At 42.2% G+C, this 20,441-nt stretch carries 19 protein-coding genes; 2 read left to right on the plus strand and 17 right to left on the minus strand.

The window, feature by feature from the left end; translation table 11 throughout:
* Positions 1-2: 2 nt before the first annotated feature.
* The 16 genes from EHS13_RS23895 to EHS13_RS23970 form a co-directional block, all read right to left on the minus strand.
* Positions 3-905, minus strand: a complete 903-nt coding sequence (locus EHS13_RS23895; protein ID WP_155702798.1) for a carbohydrate ABC transporter permease — start codon at positions 903-905, stop codon at positions 3-5.
* A 57-nt stretch (positions 906-962) separates the two neighbouring features.
* The gene (locus EHS13_RS23900; protein ID WP_155702799.1) at positions 963-2,342 is read right to left on the minus strand and encodes an extracellular solute-binding protein; all 1,380 of its coding nucleotides are present in this window, start codon (positions 2,340-2,342) and stop codon (positions 963-965) included.
* On the minus strand, positions 2,339-3,697 hold the full coding sequence (locus EHS13_RS23905) for a glycosyltransferase (RefSeq protein ID WP_155702800.1): 1,359 nt from the start codon (positions 3,695-3,697) through the stop codon (positions 2,339-2,341). Before EHS13_RS23905 ends, EHS13_RS23900 begins: the two co-directional genes overlap by 4 nt.
* On the minus strand, positions 3,698-4,015 hold the full coding sequence (locus tag EHS13_RS23910) for a glycerate kinase (protein WP_227013499.1): 318 nt from the start codon (positions 4,013-4,015) through the stop codon (positions 3,698-3,700).
* On the minus strand, positions 4,012-5,757 hold the full coding sequence (locus EHS13_RS23915) for a sugar phosphorylase (protein WP_227013500.1): 1,746 nt from the start codon (positions 5,755-5,757) through the stop codon (positions 4,012-4,014). Before EHS13_RS23915 ends, EHS13_RS23910 begins: the two co-directional genes overlap by 4 nt.
* Before the next feature lie 111 nt (positions 5,758-5,868).
* Complete coding sequence (locus EHS13_RS23920) at positions 5,869-7,059, minus strand: CdaR family transcriptional regulator (RefSeq protein ID WP_155702802.1); 1,191 nt, start codon at positions 7,057-7,059, stop codon at positions 5,869-5,871.
* On the minus strand, positions 7,037-7,999 hold the full coding sequence (locus tag EHS13_RS23925) for an ROK family protein (RefSeq protein ID WP_155702803.1): 963 nt from the start codon (positions 7,997-7,999) through the stop codon (positions 7,037-7,039). Before EHS13_RS23925 ends, EHS13_RS23920 begins: the two co-directional genes overlap by 23 nt.
* Before the next feature lie 34 nt (positions 8,000-8,033).
* Entirely contained in the window at positions 8,034-9,770 is a 1,737-nt protein-coding gene (locus EHS13_RS23930; protein WP_155702804.1) for a class I mannose-6-phosphate isomerase, read from the minus strand.
* 125 nt (positions 9,771-9,895) lie between these two features.
* Positions 9,896-10,678, minus strand: coding sequence for a DeoR/GlpR family DNA-binding transcription regulator (locus tag EHS13_RS23935; protein WP_155702805.1), 783 nt, complete (start codon positions 10,676-10,678; stop codon positions 9,896-9,898).
* 319 nt (positions 10,679-10,997) lie between these two features.
* Positions 10,998-11,393, minus strand: a complete 396-nt coding sequence (locus EHS13_RS23940; protein ID WP_162463227.1) for a VOC family protein — start codon at positions 11,391-11,393, stop codon at positions 10,998-11,000.
* 219 nt (positions 11,394-11,612) lie between these two features.
* Positions 11,613-12,287, minus strand: coding sequence for a YjgB family protein (locus EHS13_RS23945; RefSeq protein ID WP_227013501.1), 675 nt, complete (start codon positions 12,285-12,287; stop codon positions 11,613-11,615).
* A gap of 228 nt (positions 12,288-12,515) precedes the next feature.
* Complete coding sequence (locus tag EHS13_RS23950; RefSeq protein WP_155702807.1) at positions 12,516-13,289, minus strand: SDR family NAD(P)-dependent oxidoreductase; 774 nt, start codon at positions 13,287-13,289, stop codon at positions 12,516-12,518.
* A gap of 53 nt (positions 13,290-13,342) precedes the next feature.
* On the minus strand, positions 13,343-14,419 hold the full coding sequence (locus EHS13_RS23955) for an NAD(P)H-dependent flavin oxidoreductase (protein ID WP_155702808.1): 1,077 nt from the start codon (positions 14,417-14,419) through the stop codon (positions 13,343-13,345).
* A gap of 190 nt (positions 14,420-14,609) precedes the next feature.
* Positions 14,610-15,236: a DsbA family oxidoreductase gene (locus EHS13_RS23960; protein ID WP_155702809.1), complete on the minus strand. Its 627-nt coding sequence runs from the start codon at positions 15,234-15,236 to the stop codon at positions 14,610-14,612.
* On the minus strand, positions 15,236-15,775 hold the full coding sequence (locus tag EHS13_RS23965; protein ID WP_155702810.1) for an NAD(P)H-dependent oxidoreductase: 540 nt from the start codon (positions 15,773-15,775) through the stop codon (positions 15,236-15,238). Before EHS13_RS23965 ends, EHS13_RS23960 begins: the two co-directional genes overlap by 1 nt.
* Positions 15,776-16,037: 262 nt before the next feature.
* Positions 16,038-16,607, minus strand: a complete 570-nt coding sequence (locus EHS13_RS23970; protein WP_155702811.1) for a TetR/AcrR family transcriptional regulator — start codon at positions 16,605-16,607, stop codon at positions 16,038-16,040.
* Positions 16,608-17,228: 621 nt separating this feature from the next.
* Here EHS13_RS23970 and EHS13_RS23975 point away from each other — a divergent pair.
* On the plus strand, positions 17,229-18,617 hold the full coding sequence (locus EHS13_RS23975) for a PepSY-associated TM helix domain-containing protein (protein WP_155702812.1): 1,389 nt from the start codon (positions 17,229-17,231) through the stop codon (positions 18,615-18,617).
* Between the two features lie 18 nt (positions 18,618-18,635).
* Positions 18,636-19,118, plus strand: coding sequence for a FixH family protein (locus tag EHS13_RS23980; RefSeq protein WP_155702813.1), 483 nt, complete (start codon positions 18,636-18,638; stop codon positions 19,116-19,118).
* A 971-nt stretch (positions 19,119-20,089) separates the two neighbouring features.
* Here EHS13_RS23980 and EHS13_RS23985 read toward each other — a convergent pair.
* Entirely contained in the window at positions 20,090-20,422 is a 333-nt protein-coding gene (locus tag EHS13_RS23985; protein WP_155702814.1) for a PEP/pyruvate-binding domain-containing protein, read from the minus strand.
* Positions 20,423-20,441: the final 19 nt, after the last annotated feature.

Consider the following 20,441-nt stretch of genomic DNA (forward strand, 5'->3'; position numbering starts at 1 on the left):
CCCTAGCCTAATCTTCTTTCGACAAGTTTCCTTTGTATTATGGTTATCGCTACGACAAAAATGAACAATAGGTAAGACATGGCAGATGCAGGACCTATCTCATAATATTTAAACGCCCTGTTATATATTAGAAAGGCTACGGTAAGCGTAGAATCCGCAGGTCCGCCTCCAGTCATGATGTAAATTTCCTGAAATACATTAAGCGAATTAATCAACAGTAAAATCATAACTACTAAAGATATACGACCCAGCAATGGCCAAGTGATATACCGGAATTTTTGAATTTTGGTGGCACCCTCCACATCCGCTACTTCGTACAGATCCCTTGGTATGTTTTGCAAGCCGGATAAATAAATCAGCATGTAGTATCCAATATTTCTCCAGAAAGACATCAACACGATGATTGGCATTGCCCAGACCGTACTGGCAAGCCAATTAGGACCATTCATGCCCAATTTCAAAAGCAAGGCATTTATCAATCCACTGTCCCCGTTAAACAAGAACATGAAAATCAAGCTTCCACTAACTATCGAAATAATATACGGAATAAAGAAGATGGTTCTAACAAAATTCACGCCTTTAAGCTTCTGATTCACAAGCATGGCAAGAAAAACGGCTCCGAATATCGATAAAGGAATAAAGAGAATACCGAAATATGCTGTGTTGAGAATAGCCTTCAAAAACAAGGGATTGTGAAGGGCCGACAAATAATTGTCAAATCCGATATAAGCGCCCGGAATTTCAAACAAACTCGCATTTTTTAGTGCAATCGGTTTGATATTCTTGAAGCTGGCGATAATGGACCAGATAACAGGATAGACCATAAATAAACCCAAAATGATAATAGAGGGTAATAAAAAAAGATACGCATTGACATCTCCAAGCTTATTCCTAAAAGCCTTCACTGAGGTTCCCCCTTAAGAAACAGGGAGCACTCTACGATGCAGGTGCTCCCTTAATAGTTACTTCGAATTCTTAATGATCGCATTTCCTTTATCTTGTACCATCTTCAAACCTTCTGCGGAAGAAATTTTTCCGGATACGACTTGATTCAATGCGCTCTGATAAACCTCATCGCTAATTTTAGTCCATTGCGGAATTGGATTTAGAATAAACGGATACTCCACACCCTTCATAAACACGTTAAATTCAGGGTGATCTTTAAAAAATTGCGTATCTGCCATATCTTTGCGAATTGGAATACGGAATGGATAGTACTTTCCATCTTCACCCACTTCTCCTTTCATAACCATTTCTTGCGCTGGCTTGGAGGTTAAGTATTTAATTAATTTCTCGGAAGCGGCCAGCTTATCTCCTTCAACCCCAGTAGGGATAGAAAGAAGGTATGTGGTAACTTCTGTTGCCTTACCAACAGGCCCGGATGGTACTTCAGCTACGCCTGCTTCGAATTTACCGCCTGTTTTCCAAGCTTCTGAAACGCCCCAAGGACCGGATAATTCCATCGCTACAACTTGATTTCTGAAATCCGTTTGTATCGCTCCACCGTCTTTGTTCAATGAATCCGTAGGTGAAGTATCTTTCATTAGCTTAGTATAGAAGTCTAGCGCCTTTATGCCTTCAGGGGAATTAATCGCCACTTCATATTGCCCGTTCTTTTCAGTTACCAGCTTAGCTCCGGCCTGAGCAGCGGTCAATCCATACATCCATGCCAAATCAGGACCTTGCTTTCCTGAGAGTCCAATCCCGAACTGATCCGGTTTTCCGTCTCCGTTCGTGTCGATCGTTAACTTTTTGGCTACTTCATAAAGCTCATCCCAGGTTTGTGGCGGTGCTTTTATTCCAGCTTTTTCAAACAAGGTTTTGTTATAAATTAATTGAATCGTGTGCCCTAGCCATGGCATACCAGAAAGCATACCTTCATTAACCGCTAAATCCCAAATTTGCGGCATGTAATTTTCTTTCTCCACTCCGAAGTCCTTCGTTAAATCGATAAATGCCCCTTGTGTCGCTAGCGGTTTGGCATCGCCGTATGCGACTTGAAGCACTTCAGGAGCTTCACCGCTAATGATTTGCGTTAGCAGCTTCTGTCCGTATTGAACGCCTCCGAGTAGCTCCACTTTTACAGTTGGATTTTCGATTTCGAATTGATCAAGCATTCCTTGAATTGCTTTGCCTCTGCCCGAATCACTTGCCCATGCGATCTGCATGCTAATGTTCGTCACCTTGCCGCTGCCTTCGGCTGGTGTAGAAGCTGATGGTGAAGCTGAATTAGTTGATGCTGCGGGAGTTGCGGAAGACTCACTGTTTGTACTTGAACTGCTGCATGCAGTTGCCGTTATCATTAAACATGTAATTAATATAAGTCCTGACTTTTTAATCATTTGTTAACCTCCTCAATTAATGGTTCCAGTAGTTGCTGCAGTGATTCAAGCGAAAAGTTGGATCTGCCAATCTGGAAATTATGCTGCACGACCCGATTATAAGCATCGGTATCGGTAAGAAGTTCTGCCATACGTGCCGCCGCTTCCTCCACATTTTGAATATCGACGCTCGCTAACCCGTCAGCGTCTATGTGATGAGTGTTGCCCAATGAAACAAAATCAAAGCCGTAATCCCGGATATCCATCTCATAAACGGGATATTCATAAATTAAGAGCGGTTTTTGAGCGAACACAGTTTCAAGAAGCTGGTTGCCCCAACCTTCAATCACGCTTGGAAACGTGACGAAATCCGCAATGATGTAGGCATCCCATAACGAGTAAATTTTTTGTCCGTTGGAATAAGTCCGCGAGCGGTTAATTAAAGAATTAATAAATCGCAAATCAACTCCAAGGCGTTCCGCTTTAATACGCAGCTTTTCGGTATATTCGTAGTTGGATTCCGGCATCCCTGCAAGGACATAAATTAGACGGCTGCGATCCGAAAGCGGTTTTCCATTATAAAGAACGGCATTTCTACACTTAAGCGATTCTAATTTCGATTGCAGCTGCGCCACGGTATCGATTCCGATCTCTATCGTCTTACGCTCTGTTACCCGGGTAGCTTGTAGAATAATGATGGCATCTTCATCTGCTCTAATATCCCTTCGCATGGATTCATTGTAATCATCCCTACTCCAAGCACCGCCATTAAAATCAAACATATTGGGGATAATGACAGAATTCAATTGTCTGCGCTGCATCAATTCATCTTGGTGAAGACGATTAGAAACCACATGGGTTAGATTGGGCAGATCCGGCGGAAAGAAACATCCCAACCATTCTTTTACTATGGGACAAGTCGGCTTTGAGTATCTTTCTCTTTGCCAGTAAAAATTGTGGTGAAGAGCGATACAAGAGATACCGGTCGTCTTTAGGGCATTGGTTAAGGCAATGCCCGCAGGTAAGCTCCAACCTAACGAGAACAAGTTGTGGGGAATGAACAAATCAATTTCTTCACTTTTTATAAAATCGACAAGTTTTCTCTCCATTGTTTTGGAGAACGCCATGACATCGTTTACAAATTCATTCTCAGAATCGTAATCACTTCGTTTTTCATAGGCGTTGTATACAAATTTTTCGTTCATCGGATGTTTATAATGAAGCTCGGGAATCACATACGCCTGTGTTTGGCCTTCGCTTCCAGCCAGCAATAGCACCTCATGACCCATTCGCTCCAACACGTCTTTCCACTTTTCCATTTCCAAAGAGACACCGTCAGTTTGACCGACTCTGAAATGCGCTAACGCAATTTTCAATTACTCACCCCCTTGGGTATGTAAACTGCCAACCCCTGCTTTGATTGTTGCACTGCCGCCGAGTCCGATAACGATTTTCTCGGCTCCTCGGCTGGCGCGAATGTTCCGATTACAAGGATCCATAACTGCATGCCAAATCAATTCTCCCCCGGAAATCATCAGGTACGTTTCAGCCGTCCCTTTCCCTCCGTCTGCCATCGGAATTTTGATGGTTTTTGCAGCTGGAAACACGGTGAGAATGCCTGCTTCGATCTGGTCAGCCGCGCTCATAGCGGTCATTGACCCTTTGAAGGAGTCCGGAGAAATAATGATTCTCACTTGTTATCACCCCCTTTAAGCCGTTTTATCCAAATCACCTGATAAGGCTCTAAATTGATCTGTAAGGAATCCTTTATTTGTATAGATAGGCTAGAAATCAAATCCACTACAGTTTCCCCGTCCATCCATGCTAACTTCAATTCAGAGAAGGGCAAGTTTAACGTGTCGTTTGTTACGTTCACAATTACAAGTACCTCGTCGGCTTCAGACGACTTACGTACCAAGGTGAACAGTCGATCGTCGCATTTAAGGACATGCTGAGCTGCATTGGGATGAAAGCAAGGCTCACTGGTCCGAATCTCAATTAACTTTTTAAGTGAAAGAAACACTTGTCTTCGGAGAGAACCTTCAGTTTCCAATTCCAATTGCAGCAAATCATATTGTAATTGCTCTCGATTTATAGATCGGTTACGCCCGGTAACCTTCACACCCTCCAGATCGTTCTGAGATCCGAATAAGCTGTGGATATAGATCGCAGGCATTCCCATAAAAGACAAGAGGATAGCATGGGCAGCGCTAAAACGCTTAACCTTCAGTTGAATGGAATCCTCTGGATGAGAAAGAGCGTTTAAGTAATTAATATTTAACTCATAAGGACTCTCTGTTCCGTCACCGTTGGCCTTATAAGAGACAAATCCACCGTGTTCCTTCACTTTGTCAGCCATGATATTTACTTCTTCTTTAGTCAAGATTCCTTCCACTGGGCGAACACCAATTCCATCGTGTGAAGCAATGAAATTGAAGAATGCTGTCTCATTCGTGGTTGGCTCAAGCGACATGGCCCATTCTTGCAGTTTGCTGCTATTGCCTGTATGAAGAGTATGCAAGGTGAGTGGAGGCAACGGGAATTGATAGACCATATGAGCTTCGTTTGAGCCGTTTCCAAAATAGCTGATATTATCACGATGAGGCACATTCGTCTCCGTTATGATCACGGTATCTTGAGCGGCAATCTCTAATACATCACGTATAACTTGTACTAGCGCATGAGTCTCTTCAAGGTGCATACAAGTCGTCCCAAGCTTTTTCCACATAAATCCGATAGCATCTAAACGAATGTAACGAGCTCCTCTTGCTGTATACATCAGTAGGATCTCTAGTATTTCAAGAAATACCTTCTCGTTGGCATAATTCAAATCAATTTGATCCGCGCTAAATGTGGTCCAGATACTCTTTTCTCCCGAAGATGTATTGAACTTGGTCAGCAAAGGCAAAGCGCGCGGACGTGTAACACTGCTGTAATCGGCGAGAGGGTCTGCTTCAATAAAATAATCAACAAACTCCGCATTTCCCGACAAATATTCTTGAAACCAGCGGCTGTGCTGGGATATGTGGTTGATTACTTCGTCAAACATCAAGTCAAAGTGATACGAAAGTTCGGTCACGTCATCCCAATTTCCCAAGTCAGGGTTAACCTCACGATAATCGATGACCGAAAAGCCATCATCTGATGAATAGGGGTAAAAGGGCAGTATATGCACAGCAGATAATAAATCCTTGCAATTGAGCAACAAAAACCTACTAAGTGTCTGAAAGGGTGCCTCATTTCCACTGCGAATCGTATCGCCGTAGGTAATAAGCATAACGTCCTTTTCTGAAACCCAGCGTTTTTCTTTCGCTTGGCTTTGTTCGGAAAAACGAGTGAGCATTCGATTGATATGTTGAAGGATAACGTGGGCCTTTTCATTGCCATATATGAAATCAAGTTTAGATAGAAGTGCATTGGTCCGGGCCATATTCATAAGCAATCAAAACCACCTTTACTTTCTGATATGCTTAATCGTAACCCGTTTTGAAAACGCATACCATGGTACAAGCACCAAACCCATACCTCGTTAATCTATATTTTTTTGTTACTCATACCGAATTGGCGATTCATTATTTTTCGGAATAAAATATAGAGCTAGGTACAGCAATACTGCCTCCTCGAATACCCTCGGGTCATATCCGGTTAAGTCCTTGATTTTGATGAGCCGGTATTGGAGCGTGTTTTTATGGATAAAAAGCTGTTCTGCCGTTTTATTGATGGATTGATTGCAGGCAAAGAACACCCTTAACATTTCGATGACTTCTTTCGAGTCGGGGAAAGCTTCCAAATTCAAAGTTCTCTGAACAAAGTTCCCGCTTCTTTCCTTTGGAACGTTATCCAACAGAAGCTCCAAATGGAGCTCGTCATAATATACAATATTCAATTGTTCGACTGGACTAGCATACGATTGAGCTTTTTCCGATTCCATATAGGAGATCGGCACTCCTCGGATGGAATCATAATAGCCCCCGATCCCCACCGCAATGGTGAAATGGTCGGATTGAGGTATTTGCCTATGGATATATTGAATTTTATGAGAGATGAATTCTTTTCTTTTTTCTTCATTGGAGCCCTGGCATGTAATGAGTAAAGCAAATTTCATAAAACCAACAGGAATGATGAGATCTTGATTGTTAAACTTTACCGCTTCTTGCAAATAACCTTTGTAAAGATTTTGCTCCCGTTGGAGATCAAATGATGTTCTGTCTTGTTGGACAGGGTTATCGTAATGAATAAGAAGGGTTATCACTACACGGGGCAAATTCACATTGAGACCGTTCATCCATCCCCTTGATGAGAACACCTTATCTTCCTTCCATCTTCCCTCCAGCCAGTCGCGAATAAAAACCTCCCTGGATTGATCAACGATTTCGTTTCGCTCATCAATGAGCTGTTCCTTGATTAATATTTCGGTCATTTTGCGGATAATCTCCGCCATCTTTAATACTTCCGGCTCAATTGCCGTTATGCCGATCACAGCGATGACCCTGTTCTCAAAGTAAACTGGCAAATTGATGCCTGCTTTCGATCCTAGATATTGATTCTCTTGAACTACTAGCTTTTTTTTCGTTTTGAGTACAATCAGAGCGCCTTCGTCAATTAATCCGATTCGCGAAGGGTCCGTGCTCGCAATTATAATGCCTTCTTCATTCATGAAATTGATATTTCGGTCAATAATTTTTGAGAGCTCTTTCACGATATATTGCGACTTTTTACCCGAGATCATTGGCTTCATCTCCCAGATCCTCTTGCAGCGTATGATATATACCCAGGAGTGTATTTCGCAACGTGTCTGTGCTAATGACCACGGAGGCTTGAACTCCCCTATGAAGCAGCTCACGGCATAAGCTTGGAACGAATAACTCTCCACTCTTGGATATCTGTCCTCCAAGCACAACGATATCGGGGTTGAATATCTTAAGCGCTGCCGCGAGTGCTTCAGCTATACACCTGCCAAACGAATCGAACAGCATGTTCAAAGCTTCATCTCCACGTATAGCGCCTTCAGCAAGCTGTTTAACGTCCCGGCCTAGCAGATCTATTCCCATCTCACGAGCAAGCAGAAGCAGCCCACGCCGAGAGATGTAATCGTCTACTATGCTGGAGCGGTAAGGCAGTGGATACACCCACCCATTGTCTGGGACGTCATCTCGATGCTTAATCAAGCGACCAGCCTCAATAAAGCTTGATCCGATCCCCGTACCAAGCGTAAGACAAACGACCCTTCGATAAGCTGCGGCTTGTCCATAGTGCGCTTCCCCTATCGCGAATAGTGCAGCATCATTCGCAAATCGCGGCATGAAATCCGACTTGAGCCTAGAGGCTAAAGAGCTATTTGATCGCATCGCCTCCAACAATTGGTCGCCGAAACGCTTGCCAAACAAGGACTCAAATTTATTCAAGCCTTGAATGTAGCTGATCCCCTGCTCATAATCAAACGGTCCAGGAAAGGCGTATCCTATACCAGCAATCCGTTCTAAGCCATTGGGATCTGCTTGCTGCAATAAATCGTTAGTGATTTTAACAAAATGATCTACAATCTCCGCAGCTGATCCATTCGCTTTTGACTCATAATGTGAGAGGGTGTGCTCTAAGATCCGCCCTGAGACATCGATCACTCCTGCTTTAATTGACGTTCCTCCCACATCGAAAGCCAAGTAAATCCCTTTATTCATAATCCTATCCCTCCGTTAGAGAAGCTGTTGTCCGTTAGCCTTTCACGAACGCCTTAATAATCGCAAGGGTCTGACCGGTACTCGTCCCACCCGGTCTTATGACATAACGCTCAATGGAAGCGGGGATGATAAAGGTTTCGGCATAATGAACAACGAACGGATCGAACATACCGTCTGGACTTTCCACGACAGCTTCATCACCCTCAACCAGGTTCAGCATCTGAACACTGCCGTTACCCACATGAAGTACAGGCTCGGAGAACCAAAAGCGACGCGTTTCAATAAATTCGTATTCGTGCAGACCTGTCCGTTCCTCACGCCAGCCGCCACCCTCGGTCACCTGCTCAACTTGACCGATTAATTCCTGTTCAACCCAAGCCGTCGTTCGATCCCATTGAATGACCTCAGCGCCATGCTTGATATGAACTGGACGCGGTTTGCCGTCTAGACCAAGTCGATCCCAATCCCACAGCTTAAAGGTAAAAATATAGGGGGTTGCACTAATCTCGAGAACCATACAACCGCTACCCGAAGAATGTATCGTACCTGCGGGAATTAAGAAGTGATCATGCTTCTTAGCCGAAAATACATTCACATATTTTGAAGTTGGGAACGGGCTGTCTCCCCGCTCAGCAATCCGCAAATCCTCCAGCATTTGTTCTGGAACTACACCCTCTTTAAGACCTAAATACACTTCAGCGTCCGGCATAGCGTCCAGGATATAATAGCTCTCATCCTGTGTGTAAGACATACCGAATCGAGTTTGGATATAATCGGTCGTCGGATGTACCTGTAGGCTTAGAGGCTGTCCGCCGATCGTATCGAGGAAGTCAAAACGAATGGGGAACTCAGCGCCAAACCGTGCATACACCCGCTCACCGAGCAGTGCCTTTGGTTGGAGGAATACGAGATTAATCGCTGGCATTTCCATCTGTATTGGACCGAAGTCCAAATACAAGCTGTTCTCCTCAGGCACACCATCGAAACCCCACGCGTAAGGATGCTCTTTAGGCGGGAGAGATAGCTTCTCCTGGAGCCAATTGCCACCCCAAACGCCAGGGTCAAAATAAGGTACGAGCCGGAACGGCCGTCGCGTAATCTGCTCCATCCCATCCAGTATGGCCTCCCATGATACGAGCTTCGGATCATTCTGTTTGTTCGTATCCAGATAATAGTCGATTTGCTTAAACAACGACCGCTTCAGACGATCTGCCATGCGCCACTCGTAGAAATAGCCTCGCTTGTATTTACGAAGCATATCCTCATCTTCGTTATAAGCGAGCCAATTACCGAATTCCTTCGAGCGGTAGCGAAGCTGGATCTCCCAACGAGTCAAATCCGCGTACACGAGCATATCACCGGTATAAGCCAGCGAGGCACCGAAGCCGATGAGGATGACAATCCCCTCTGTCACCGCTTCCACTTGTTCTCTAAGCATTGCCAATTTCTGTAGATCATATAATTCCTCAATGTGAAGCGGGGACATGTAACCAAACACTCGATCATCCGTAAGAAAACGTTCTACCTTGTGATTCATCTCTACTGTGTTTAGCGCGGCAGCTTCCACATCAATAACAGTTAAAAGCTGAAGATAAGCTTTGAGACCCACTATTATTTCCTGTTGCCGAACAGCTGGATAACATTCAATGACGATAACTGTTTTACGATTATTTTTCATTTTCTTCTGCAAGACCTTTGCGATATCCGCATATCCCCGATACGCGTCCTGCTCCCGCCCCAGAATCTCTATGGATGGCTCTTTGTTATACATAGCTTTCCCACCATTCTTTCACATTATTTTTCACATTATAACATAAAATAACATAATCCAACATGTCGAAGCATAAAAAAATCTCTCTGCACAGAATAATCGCAAAGAGATTTTTTAAAAAACATCTACACTATATGAAGTTCCACGCCAGCCTCGTCGCAAGCTTGGCGAATAGTCTCCGGAATCCCGCTATCCGTCACAAGCACCGACACTTCATTTAACTGAGCAACAGTGGCAAACGAACGGTTACCTATTTTGGAGGAATCGAGGAGCATCACAGTTCTAGCCGCCGACCTGATCATAGCCTTCTTTACCTGGGTATCCATCAGGTTCGGATCAGTGAACCCTGCTTCCACTGTGAAGCATAGAGCGGAAAGGAATGCTGTATTAGCGTGATACTGAGTAAAGAAGGACTCTGCTACCGGACCTACGAATGTGCTGGAGGGCACCCGTAACACACCACCACAGCATAAAACCGTATGCCTTTCCGCCGCCACCCTCAGCTGCTGAAGCGCATCCAATCCATTTGTCATTAGTGTTAGCTGTGACTGTTTAAGATAAGCCGCCATTCTCAAGACTGTCGTTCCACCCTCCACAATAAGGACGTCACCGTCAGAGACGAACCGCTCTGCGGCATATGACGCCAGCTTCTCTTTCAAATCCGGGTTCCTCGCCTGTTTGTCCGGAAGTGCAGGCTCACCTAATAGCTTGTCAACATAGATAGCCCCGCCATGGGATCGTGCGACATGCCCTTGATGCTCCAAGAGTTCAAGGTCACGTCGAATGGTCATTTCCGAAACGCCGAATTGATCACTGAGTACTTTGATTGAACCCCCACCGTGAAGAGCCAAATAATTTTGTAAAACCTGCCTTCTCTGGATTGGCAACAAAATCGAACACCTCGTCATTTGAATTGTGGATAATTATCACATAACATAACATATCTTAGAAGTTTCGTAAAATGAAGAAGTGATCACTATGTGAAAACTAAATTTCATTCAGTTAATGGCTTCAATATCGCCCGGCCAATGGCCAATCATCGCTCCTCTGGTAAATATTTCCAACTGCATAAGCCCAGAACCAGGAATCCTTTATTAAAAAATCATGGATGAAAATCGCATTTTCCCCTTATTATTTTTGATTAATTCTTTCCATGCTAACCTGCCAGTTACTTCAATAGAAAAAGGAGCCGCTACTGCATAGCAACTCCTCCATTATCGTACCCGTTTAACGCTGGTTTGGATTAAGATCTTCAATCGCCCAAAAGCGATTTCCATTAGGATCAAAAAACATCATCATGTCATCGCCACCGCCGCCACGCTCAATTTCTCGAACTTGTACACCACTTACAATCAACTCGTCACGTAATCTTTTTATATCTGTGGTAAAAAACTGAATTGAAAAATGGGGGTGCGATTTATAATCACCCACATACCAAATGCTTGATTCGTCCTCTTCAGGCTTAAATATTCCAATTTTTTGTCCCGATGGTAGTTTTAATTGTGCGATTCCCATTTTCCAGACAAGCTCGCAACCCAATACATTAACATACCAGTCAATTGATCCTTCAACATCGTCAACAGGGATTCCTAAATGAACTTCACTAGCTTTAACATACTCCATTCTCATAAACACCACCCAACAATAATTTACAATCCAGATAATAATAGCATATACTCCCTTGCAAATCTGGAAAATACTGAGGAGTGTATATGATCTTTTTCAGAATATCATTTGCTCCAATGTCTAGGATGATAATGTCATCTCACATTTGATGTCTTGATTATACAGAAAAAAACACAGTCCTCTCAATTTTGAGGAACTGTGCCTTTTATTTACTGTTTATCCAGCCATGTTATTAATCGTGTCTTGAGGTGAATATACGGAGATATGATCAACCTTACCTGTTGATTTAGGAATAATAAATTTGAGCTGGTATTGATCGTTGACCTTGTAAATATAAATGGTATCATCACCGTTAACAGTCGTATTGTTCGGCTTTCCTAACGCATTTTCAATTTGTTTAAGCGTTAGCTTCTGCAAATTAGCGGCATTTGAACGAACATCGAATATTTTCATCCCTTTGTTAAAGCCGATCACAACATTTCTCTTACTGTAGGTTGCATAAATTCCTTTGCCTGCTCCCTCTGTCTTGTCTGCCTTCCCCCAAGCTTCCTCAACTTCATCAAATAATCCAATATGCGCAGCAAATTTAACATCCGGAATTAAACCCTTTTTAGCTAGTTCGAATAAAGCCTTAATTTGTTTGTTTGCAGCATCTGTCGCTGTTGCTGGTGCAGGAGTCGCTACTATTGGTTTTGGTGCAATAGTTGGATTTGAGGTCGGTATGCTTGTAGGACTTGGCGATACACTAGCAATAGGTGTCGCTGTAGCAGTAGATACAGTTGTCGCAGTAGGTGCATTTGTTGCTGCGGGTGAGCTTGAACTACATGCTGTAAGCATCATAGTACTGCCAATTAATACAGAGCTTGCTATTATTTTGAAATGTGGTTTCATGTTGTCATCTCCATAGTTGATTGAATTTTTCTCTTTCTACTCCCTCAGACGGCATACCTTTGAAAAAGGTTGCAATATCTTTTATTTATCCTATATTTATTTATTCTAATGAAATATAATATAATTTCATAGTTAAAACCTGTCAACATGGAAATAAAGTAGACATCATCCGCAGAGGACTCCTACCAGTTCCAGACCCATCATCCTTTTCGAAATAGCAGTTTGCAGTTATCCTTGAGTATAAATTGGCGCTCCCAGCGGAGATGCCGCTGCTCCCCCGTCCACGACAATTTCTGTCCCCTGTATATAGGAAGAATCATCAGAAGCTAGGAACAAGGCAGCCTTGGCCAGTTCCTCTGGATCACCCATGCGTTTTAGAGGAATGGCACGTGCGTGTGCTGCCTCCAGTTTGGATTTTTCTTCAGGAGTTGACTGTTTCCAAATGGGTGTACGTGTTGCCCCTGGGACCAGACTGTTTACACGGATGCCCCGTGGTGACAACTCGGATGCTAATACTCTAACCATGCTGCTGATGGCTCCTTTACTCGCCGCATAGGCGGATCTTCCCGGTGCTCCATCTGTTGCACGCGTTGAACCAGTCAAGATTACCGATGCTCCTTCCTTCAGGTGGGGCAAGGCTGCTTGTACGGTGAAGAAGACTCCGGTTACGTTTACCCTAAGCACATTTTCAAAAACCGAAAGCTCTGTACTTCCTATTGGAGTGGGGGCTGCAATACCTGCATTAGCGAATACGATGTCAAGTCTGCCGAAGACTGATACTGCTGCGGACACCGCATTTTCCATGCTTGCTGGATCGGATACTTCCGCCTTAATCGCATGGACATTCGCGCCCAGCTCCTCAGCTGCCGAGCTTAACGTGGTCTCATTCCTGCCTGTTATTACGACCTTTGCACCTTCTGCCACAAACAATTTCGCGGTTGCCAAACCGATTCCGCTATTGCCTCCTGTAATTAATGCCACTTTCCCATCAAGCTTTCCCAAGGTGCCCACTCCTTTTATAATTTTTTCCCTCACCGTTATAGTCTTTCCTAAAATTAAGATAAAATGAAAGTAGCTTGTTGAATCGTATCAGCTACGATTTTTCCCGCATGTTGTCCAGACGTTAACATTCTTGTCCCCTGCCCTGCCCATAAAGACATATAATTCGCATTCCGTTGCTTTGCCGAAGCATTTCTAATATCCCGCGTCACAGTATTCTGTGTAGGAAACGGAAGTGGCTCTAAATTGCTTGCTTCCCATTCCTCAATAAACGCATTGCGTATCCCTCTTGCCGGGCGCCCTGAGAACGCATTCGTTATAACGGTACTTTCCTCAGTACTTTTCATGAGAATTTCCTTATAAGTATCATGTGCCCCTGATTCGATCGTAGTTAAGAAAGAAGTTCCCATTTGTACGCCTTGAGCTCCAAGTGCAAGAGCAGCTACTAGACCTCGACCATCCATAATTCCACCAGCAGCTATGACAGGAATACTAACGGAATCAACGATTTGAGGGACCAGAGCAAACGTACCGATATTGGCTCCCATTGCGCGATTAGAAATGTCGAAAGTACCTCGATGTCCCCCCGCTTCACTACCCTGCGCAACAATTGCATCACATCCAGCCTGTTCAGCTAATAGCGCTTCGTTGACCGTTGTTACCATCGTAATAATCCGCATGCCAGCAGATTTAGCCTGCCGAGTTAGATTTTTCGGAAGTACACCAAAAGCCGTGCTGATGACAGGTACGTTTTCTTCTAATACAACTGAAAATTGTTCTGCAAAATAGTTCGGAGTGACAGGTAATTCATCCGAAGCGTGCACTATTCTAAGGGTATCTCGGATTTCATTCAGTTTTCCTTGTACATCCTGAATCCCTATATATAGGTCACGAATGGGGGTAGAAAATAAATTCACACCAAATGGCTTATTCGTTAGCTGTCGTATTGCTTGTATCGCCATCCTAATCGCTTCAGGCTCCATATATGCGGCCCCCAACATACCAAGTCCGCCTGCATTTGACACCGCTGCAGCTAACTCCACAGTCCCAGGACCACCTGCCATTCCAGCAAGAAAAATGGGATACCGGATCTGGAATAAGTGACAAATCTCTGTCTCAAGAAGAATTTTCATGTGCTTCTCCCTTGGTCTACTATTTTATATTTCCCATTATAAATCAATCCCAGTGCCAACACTGCACTGGGACGATTTAAAATCGTTATTATAGTGAATTACTTCATCTTAGCAGCGAGCTGCTGGCGATACTCCAAAACGGGCAGTCCACCCCTTTTGGATTGACTATGTTTAAAATCTGCAGCCTCAGCTAATTATTCTCAAACAATCTTATAAATTCATTAGGAGATTGTAAGCCAGATATGTTAATCTTCTCATTAATTAGAAAGTAAGGAACCCCTCTGATCCCTAACTTTTGTGCGCTGAGTTGACCTGATTCAACTTTTTCAATCCCATCACCTTTAGTAAGTCGCATTTTTAGCTCAGCATCGTTCGTAATCCCGGTTGCTCTTGCTATTTTTACAAGCTCATCCACATTTCCGATATCTGTACCCTCTTCAAAATAAGCTGTATAAATCTTCTCAATCAGCTGCTCTTGCTTGTCTTCAGGAGTAATTGCGATTAATTGATGGGACAAAGTAGTATTAGGTGTATATTTTACAAGATCCATATTAAATTTAAGACCATAATTAGCGCCATACTCGTCATATTGCTTCATTCTTGCTGTGAATTGGGCAGCGCCGCCTAATTTGCCTATCATAACCTTCCGATAATCTTCTCCAGGACTAATACCAGGATTTATCTGAAAAGCATGCCATCGGACAGTGACCTTCTTTTCTTTTGGCATCTGCTTCAGAGCGACTAACATACTAGTTGTTCCCATACGACACCATGGGCAAATCGTATCTATATAAACGTCTAATATCAAATCTTTCATTACCCTACCACAACTGGCTTTACCGTTTTAAGATGATGAATGTAATCGAGGCTGCTTTGTGCTAAACGTTCATTAGTAACGTTAGAAGTATCACTTAGTGAAAAGTGAGGCAGATAAGCGGCACTGATAAAATGAGCAAGCGCTTCTATCGGCCGTAATATTTCTTCCAGTGTAAAGCGATTGAACCCATTTGCTTGATAAGAATCTTCAGTACCGTATGTGGAGATAGCTACACCTAGTTCTTTGCCTGCTGTTTTGCTGCCATCTGGACCATAAGCCCAACCATATAACAATACGGAATCAAACCACTTTTTAAGCAATGGAGGTGTACTGTACCAATAAAGCGGATATTGAAAAATAATCCGGTCATGCTCCTCAATCAACTTCTGCTCTTTAGCGACATCGATATTTTCGTCTGGGTATTCTTTATATAATTCATGAATAGTGAATTTATTATCCTTTTGCAATGCTTCCAGCCATGATTTATTCCAGTTGGATGCTTCCATGTTCGGGTGAGTAATTATGATTAAAGTTTTCATCTTATTGCTCCATTTCGTAGTTGTTTTTTTTATTATTCTCATTTGTTCTCGAAAAATGCTACATTCTTCATAAATATGCTTTCTTGCTTGTTAACTAATGCCCCATCACAGTTCTGTAATTCGTCTTAGCTCAATCCATTCAGAATTGTTGCGGAAACGATCCTCTACTCCTCACCTCCTTTATCGAAAAATGATTTTTCGATCTCTTTAGTCTACCTTCTAAAAGGTAGACAATGATTTGAAAAAATAACCGCCTTCTTTTTTAAGTTAAAGCGGAGATTAATCCATCAGCAATCATGTCAAACCTATTTATATCTTGAAAACTTCTTGCCAGTAATTGCGCACCTTGAAGCGAAGCAAGAAATTGATGGGCATGCACAACCGCGGAGCCTTTAAAATTTAGATGCCCTGCTCGCCGCCCCTGTTCCAAGACACTTTCCAACCATTCTAAATTAGCGGAGAAAAGCAAAGCTAGCCCTTCTCGTGTTTTACCTGATAAAGTAGCAAGGTCAGTAGAAAACATGACGCTCAGACAAGTACAGTAATCTTGAACAGGAGCGCTGTATATTAAAATAAATTTTTTCAGCTTTTCCATATTGTCCTGTGTCTCGGTATCGATTTGAGCAATTGCAGACATAAAATTTTTGTGATACCGTGTGATCAGCGCTTCTCCTAAATCCTCCTTGTTTGGGAAATGGTAATGAATACTGGCGGTACGTATCCCTACTTTATCTGCAATGTGTGCATAGCTGAATCCGTTAAACCCGACATCCTGTACAATAGACTGAGCAGTATCCAAAATAATTTCAGCTGTATTCTTGTTATTATTCATGAGGTTATTCTACCTTTTAATAGATAGCATGTCAACCACTGATATTTAGATTTTTTTTGACTGGTACTACCATTACAACTGTATAACCGACAAAAGCCTGTGTCAATAATCCAACAAGCGTCTTCGATATCTCAAAAATACTGAGATAGCCAGCATGAGGTTTAATTAATTAAACAACTCTATTTTCCCTAAAATCTGACCTCGACTTTTTGATCGAGGAAAATAGAGTTCTTTAATGGATATTAACAACCTAATGAACTTCCAATAATTCTGGAAAATAAAGTTCTTTAATGTGAAGCACACAAAAAATAAAGAACAATATTAGTGATAAATAATGTTCTATAACAATGAAATTTATTAAATACTCAATATACAATAAAAGGAAATATTGTTTCTATTGTTCCTTGGTAGGAACTGGATCTTCATGAAGGCTTTTTCCCTCATCTGTAACTATGGCGCGAACAGATACCGCAACTACATACGCGATGCAAACGTGTTCTTTATCTGATATTATCAAACTTTGTTCACATATATAGCTCGATCGGGTCATTTAACCTTAGTGAATTATTCGATATATTTAAACGGAGATATGAAATCTGATAAGGGGACGAGGTTTGAGGAATGAATGTTGAGTTAATAATAGAAACGGAAAAACCATCAGGTTTACGTCAAGCCATCTACCAGTCAGTGTGGAGATGGCATTTTTATGCGGGAATAATTTTTGCACCTTTTCTGATTATTTTAGCTTTTAGTGGTGCGGTTTATTTGTTTAAACCTCAGATCGAGGGAAATCTGTACAAAGATATGATGGTCGTACGCCAGGTCGGGACAACCCCAATGTATCCAACGGCTATAATAGAGAAGTCTGAGATAGGCCAGCCTGGTTTAAAGGTGTCGTCTATTACTTTCCCGAGTACGAAGGATTCCAGTTATAAAATGTCCGTTAACCTAAGTGGAACTCCTACTACAATGTATATTGACCCCTACAATGGAGAGGTACTTGGGATGTTAGATAGCGACAAGACTTTCTCTGCATTTTTTAAGAAACTTCACAGTGAACTCGTTGTCGGAGGGACATTTGCAAATCGACTTGTTGAATTGGCAGCATGTTGGGCTGTCATATTGTTATTAACCGGCTTGTATTTATGGTGGCCGCGCAACAAGTCTTCCATTTGGGGGACAGTTCTCCCAAGGCTTAACAAGCCGGGAAGTCGGCTATTCTGGCGCGATCTACATGCTGTACCGGCATTTTGGCTCTCTCTTGTGTTACTAGTCATTATCGCCAGCGGGTTGTCTTGGTCGGGTATTATGGGAGAACAGATTAATAAGCTGGCTAATTCGACGAATACGAATGCCCCCCCTTTTGCCTATAGCTTTGGTGAAAAGCCAAAATCAGATACGGTTGCAAAAGATATTGCCGAAGACTTGCCATGGGCAACAGAGAATCTTCCAGTGCCTCAGTCCGCTGCAGGTGGATACGTTCCATTAGGTGTTGATGATATCGCGGGAATTGTTAACGATAAAAACGTCGAAAAGCCCTATACAATTACGATGCCCCTAGACGAAACCGGAGTGTTTACTGTCTCGACTGAACATGTAAAGCCAGGCAATGATGCTACCCTTCATTTGGATCAATATAGTGGTGCAGTTCTAACAGATGTCCGCTTTGCAGATTATGGTATCATGGCAAAAGCCATATCATACGGTATAGCATTCCATGAAGGTAGACTTTTTGGACTTGCCAATCAACTACTGGGTTTGGTGGCTTGTATAGGACTCATTTTGATAGCTATCAGCTCTTATGTCATGTGGCGCAAGCGAAAACCAGAAAGTCGTCTGGGCGCTCCAAGCAAACCTAATAATTCCAAAGTTACAGTAGGGGTAATCCTTATCATGCTTGTATGCGGAGCTATTATGCCACTAGTGGGTCTATCCATATTAACCATTTTGTTGCTCGAATGGCTTATTATTCGAAGAGTACAGACATTACGCCATTGGTTTTCGGTATAAGAGGGAGATAAACTAATTATGAATAACATTTTACAACGAATGATGTCATTAGGAGTCATATTAATTTTTGGTGTTCTATTATCTGGATGTGCCATGAAGATTGCAGAAATTGATGAAAGCGGACTTCCAACTCATCTTACTGTAGAGGTGCATCTCCCCAAACACCTTGATTTAAACAGTAAAAATGACTTTTCCGTTGAGGTTTTCAAGAACAATCGACCGTTGGAACATGCAGAACAAGCCGAGTTCATTTTTTGGCCGGAAGGAAATAGAGAAGCTGCCATAGTGGTAAAAGCAACCGAATCTTCTCCTGGCGTATATTCAGTCTCACATTCCATCACCAAAGAAGGTATTTATCTCGTTCAATCCAGAATAAGCGTACAGAATGAGAGGGTTTTACCTATCAAACGGTTTGCCGTTGGTTCAAAAGCTGTTGAGCAACTCATTCAGATGGAGAACGAAAAAGAAAACAATGACCCTTCCCAAAACGAACACCATTAATGTAAAAGCTGCAAATCCCTATCAAAGACCAGGGATTTTGCAGCTTTTTCGTTTGAATTACTTGTATAAGCCTCCACGAAAATCGATATCGCGAATGTAAATCATTTTCTCGTCGTGTTTGATCTCGAAAAGGACTCGTAACGTACCAATCATTAGCCGGTACAGACCGACATAGCCTATCATTTGTATTAAAGAACTCTATTTTTCATTAAAGATCTCTATTTACCAATAAACAACTCTATTTTCCCTGATCACTTTTCTTTTTTTTGATCGAGGAAAATAAAGATCTTTACTGGGAATGTTGTTTTAATGGGCTTTTTTCATTTTTAAAAATACTCCAAAAAAAAATTAAAGTTCTTTACTGAGGTACAATGTTAATTTACCATCCCAAAAATAGTGGAAAATAAAGATCTTTACTGACTCTAATAAACTTTTCAATAACAAATAATGTACGTTTATTTTGCTACTTGCCTTCTATACACTGTCAAAACACTCGACAATATGACCGCTCGCAATTGGAGACGGTGATGTACCATCGAGTTTTGGTGGCAGCTATTTTAATATATTCCCGTTCTTGTGACTGAAATTATTTTTAATGATTCATCTCTATAATCCTCCTTTACGTGTTTTAGAACGCAAAAAAAGCCCTGAAAATAAAAAATAGCATAACCAAATAAATAAGGTCATACATTTTCTAGCACAAGACTTTTTCTATAAGTTGTCAGTAAAGACAACTGCTCCCTCTTCAGCTAAATAAATGATAGCGAAGAAAATGAATCTATTGATAATATTTGTATTATATCCTAATCATAGAAAAGGGGCAATGCCCGAGATAAATCATGTTTAGCCATCATTTTAAATCGTTACTTATAGTATCCTTTAGTTTAATAAATGGTTTTCTAAAATAACATCGTATTGGATTAGGCATTTCTAGAAATGTATTATTTAGCGAGATATTCTCCCTCTCGCCGTTATCTTTCTACATTGTAATAAATAAAGCGGTTGTCCGAGAAAGCCCACTCTATATCAAGATCCTTTCCAAAAATTTGTTCACATCGTGTTGCAAGATGATCCAGTTGTCTTATATGATTTTCTAACAAACATGTGTTATTAATTCCCTGGCCATCAAGTTTGACTTCCTTCGTGCCACCCTCTTTAGCTGGGTAAATTGCTGTTTCTTGTCTACCCGTAAATATTTCGATAGATGTGGCCCCTCTGTTAACCGTATAGCGATCCGGAGTAATTCGTCCAGAAACGATACTTTCCCCTAACCCCCAGCAAGCCTCAATCATACGCTCATCCATGCCAGTCAAGGATTTCTCG

The sequence above is a fragment of the Paenibacillus psychroresistens genome, assembly GCF_009728935.1.
In the GTDB taxonomy this organism is placed as follows: domain Bacteria; phylum Bacillota; class Bacilli; order Paenibacillales; family NBRC-103111; genus Paenibacillus_AC; species Paenibacillus_AC psychroresistens.

Bases quoted from the DNA above. Each gene is read 5' to 3' on its own strand.
- EHS13_RS23970 (WP_155702811.1), bottom strand. From the start codon at position 16,607: ATGAATAATAACAAGAATACAGCTGAAATTATTTTGGATACTGCTCAG.
- EHS13_RS23980 (WP_155702813.1), top strand. From the start codon at position 18,636: ATGAATAACATTTTACAACGAATGATGTCATTAGGAGTCATATTAATT.
- EHS13_RS23900 (WP_155702799.1), bottom strand. From the start codon at position 2,342: ATGATTAAAAAGTCAGGACTTATATTAATTACATGTTTAATGATAACG.
- EHS13_RS23960 (WP_155702809.1), bottom strand. From the start codon at position 15,236: ATGAAAGATTTGATATTAGACGTTTATATAGATACGATTTGCCCATGG.
- EHS13_RS23985 (WP_155702814.1), bottom strand. From the start codon at position 20,422: ATGGATGAGCGTATGATTGAGGCTTGCTGGGGGTTAGGGGAAAGTATC.
- EHS13_RS23975 (WP_155702812.1), top strand. From the start codon at position 17,229: ATGAATGTTGAGTTAATAATAGAAACGGAAAAACCATCAGGTTTACGT.
- EHS13_RS23965 (WP_155702810.1), bottom strand. From the start codon at position 15,775: ATGAAAACTTTAATCATAATTACTCACCCGAACATGGAAGCATCCAAC.
- EHS13_RS23925 (WP_155702803.1), bottom strand. From the start codon at position 7,999: ATGAATAAAGGGATTTACTTGGCTTTCGATGTGGGAGGAACGTCAATT.
- EHS13_RS23935 (WP_155702805.1), bottom strand. From the start codon at position 10,678: ATGACGAGGTGTTCGATTTTGTTGCCAATCCAGAGAAGGCAGGTTTTA.
- EHS13_RS23945 (WP_227013501.1), bottom strand. From the start codon at position 12,287: ATGAAACCACATTTCAAAATAATAGCAAGCTCTGTATTAATTGGCAGT.
- EHS13_RS23940 (WP_162463227.1), bottom strand. From the start codon at position 11,393: ATGGAGTATGTTAAAGCTAGTGAAGTTCATTTAGGAATCCCTGTTGAC.
- EHS13_RS23930 (WP_155702804.1), bottom strand. From the start codon at position 9,770: ATGTATAACAAAGAGCCATCCATAGAGATTCTGGGGCGGGAGCAGGAC.
- EHS13_RS23955 (WP_155702808.1), bottom strand. From the start codon at position 14,419: ATGAAAATTCTTCTTGAGACAGAGATTTGTCACTTATTCCAGATCCGG.
- EHS13_RS23920 (WP_155702802.1), bottom strand. From the start codon at position 7,059: ATGAAGCCAATGATCTCGGGTAAAAAGTCGCAATATATCGTGAAAGAG.
- EHS13_RS23915 (WP_227013500.1), bottom strand. From the start codon at position 5,757: ATGAATATGGCCCGGACCAATGCACTTCTATCTAAACTTGATTTCATA.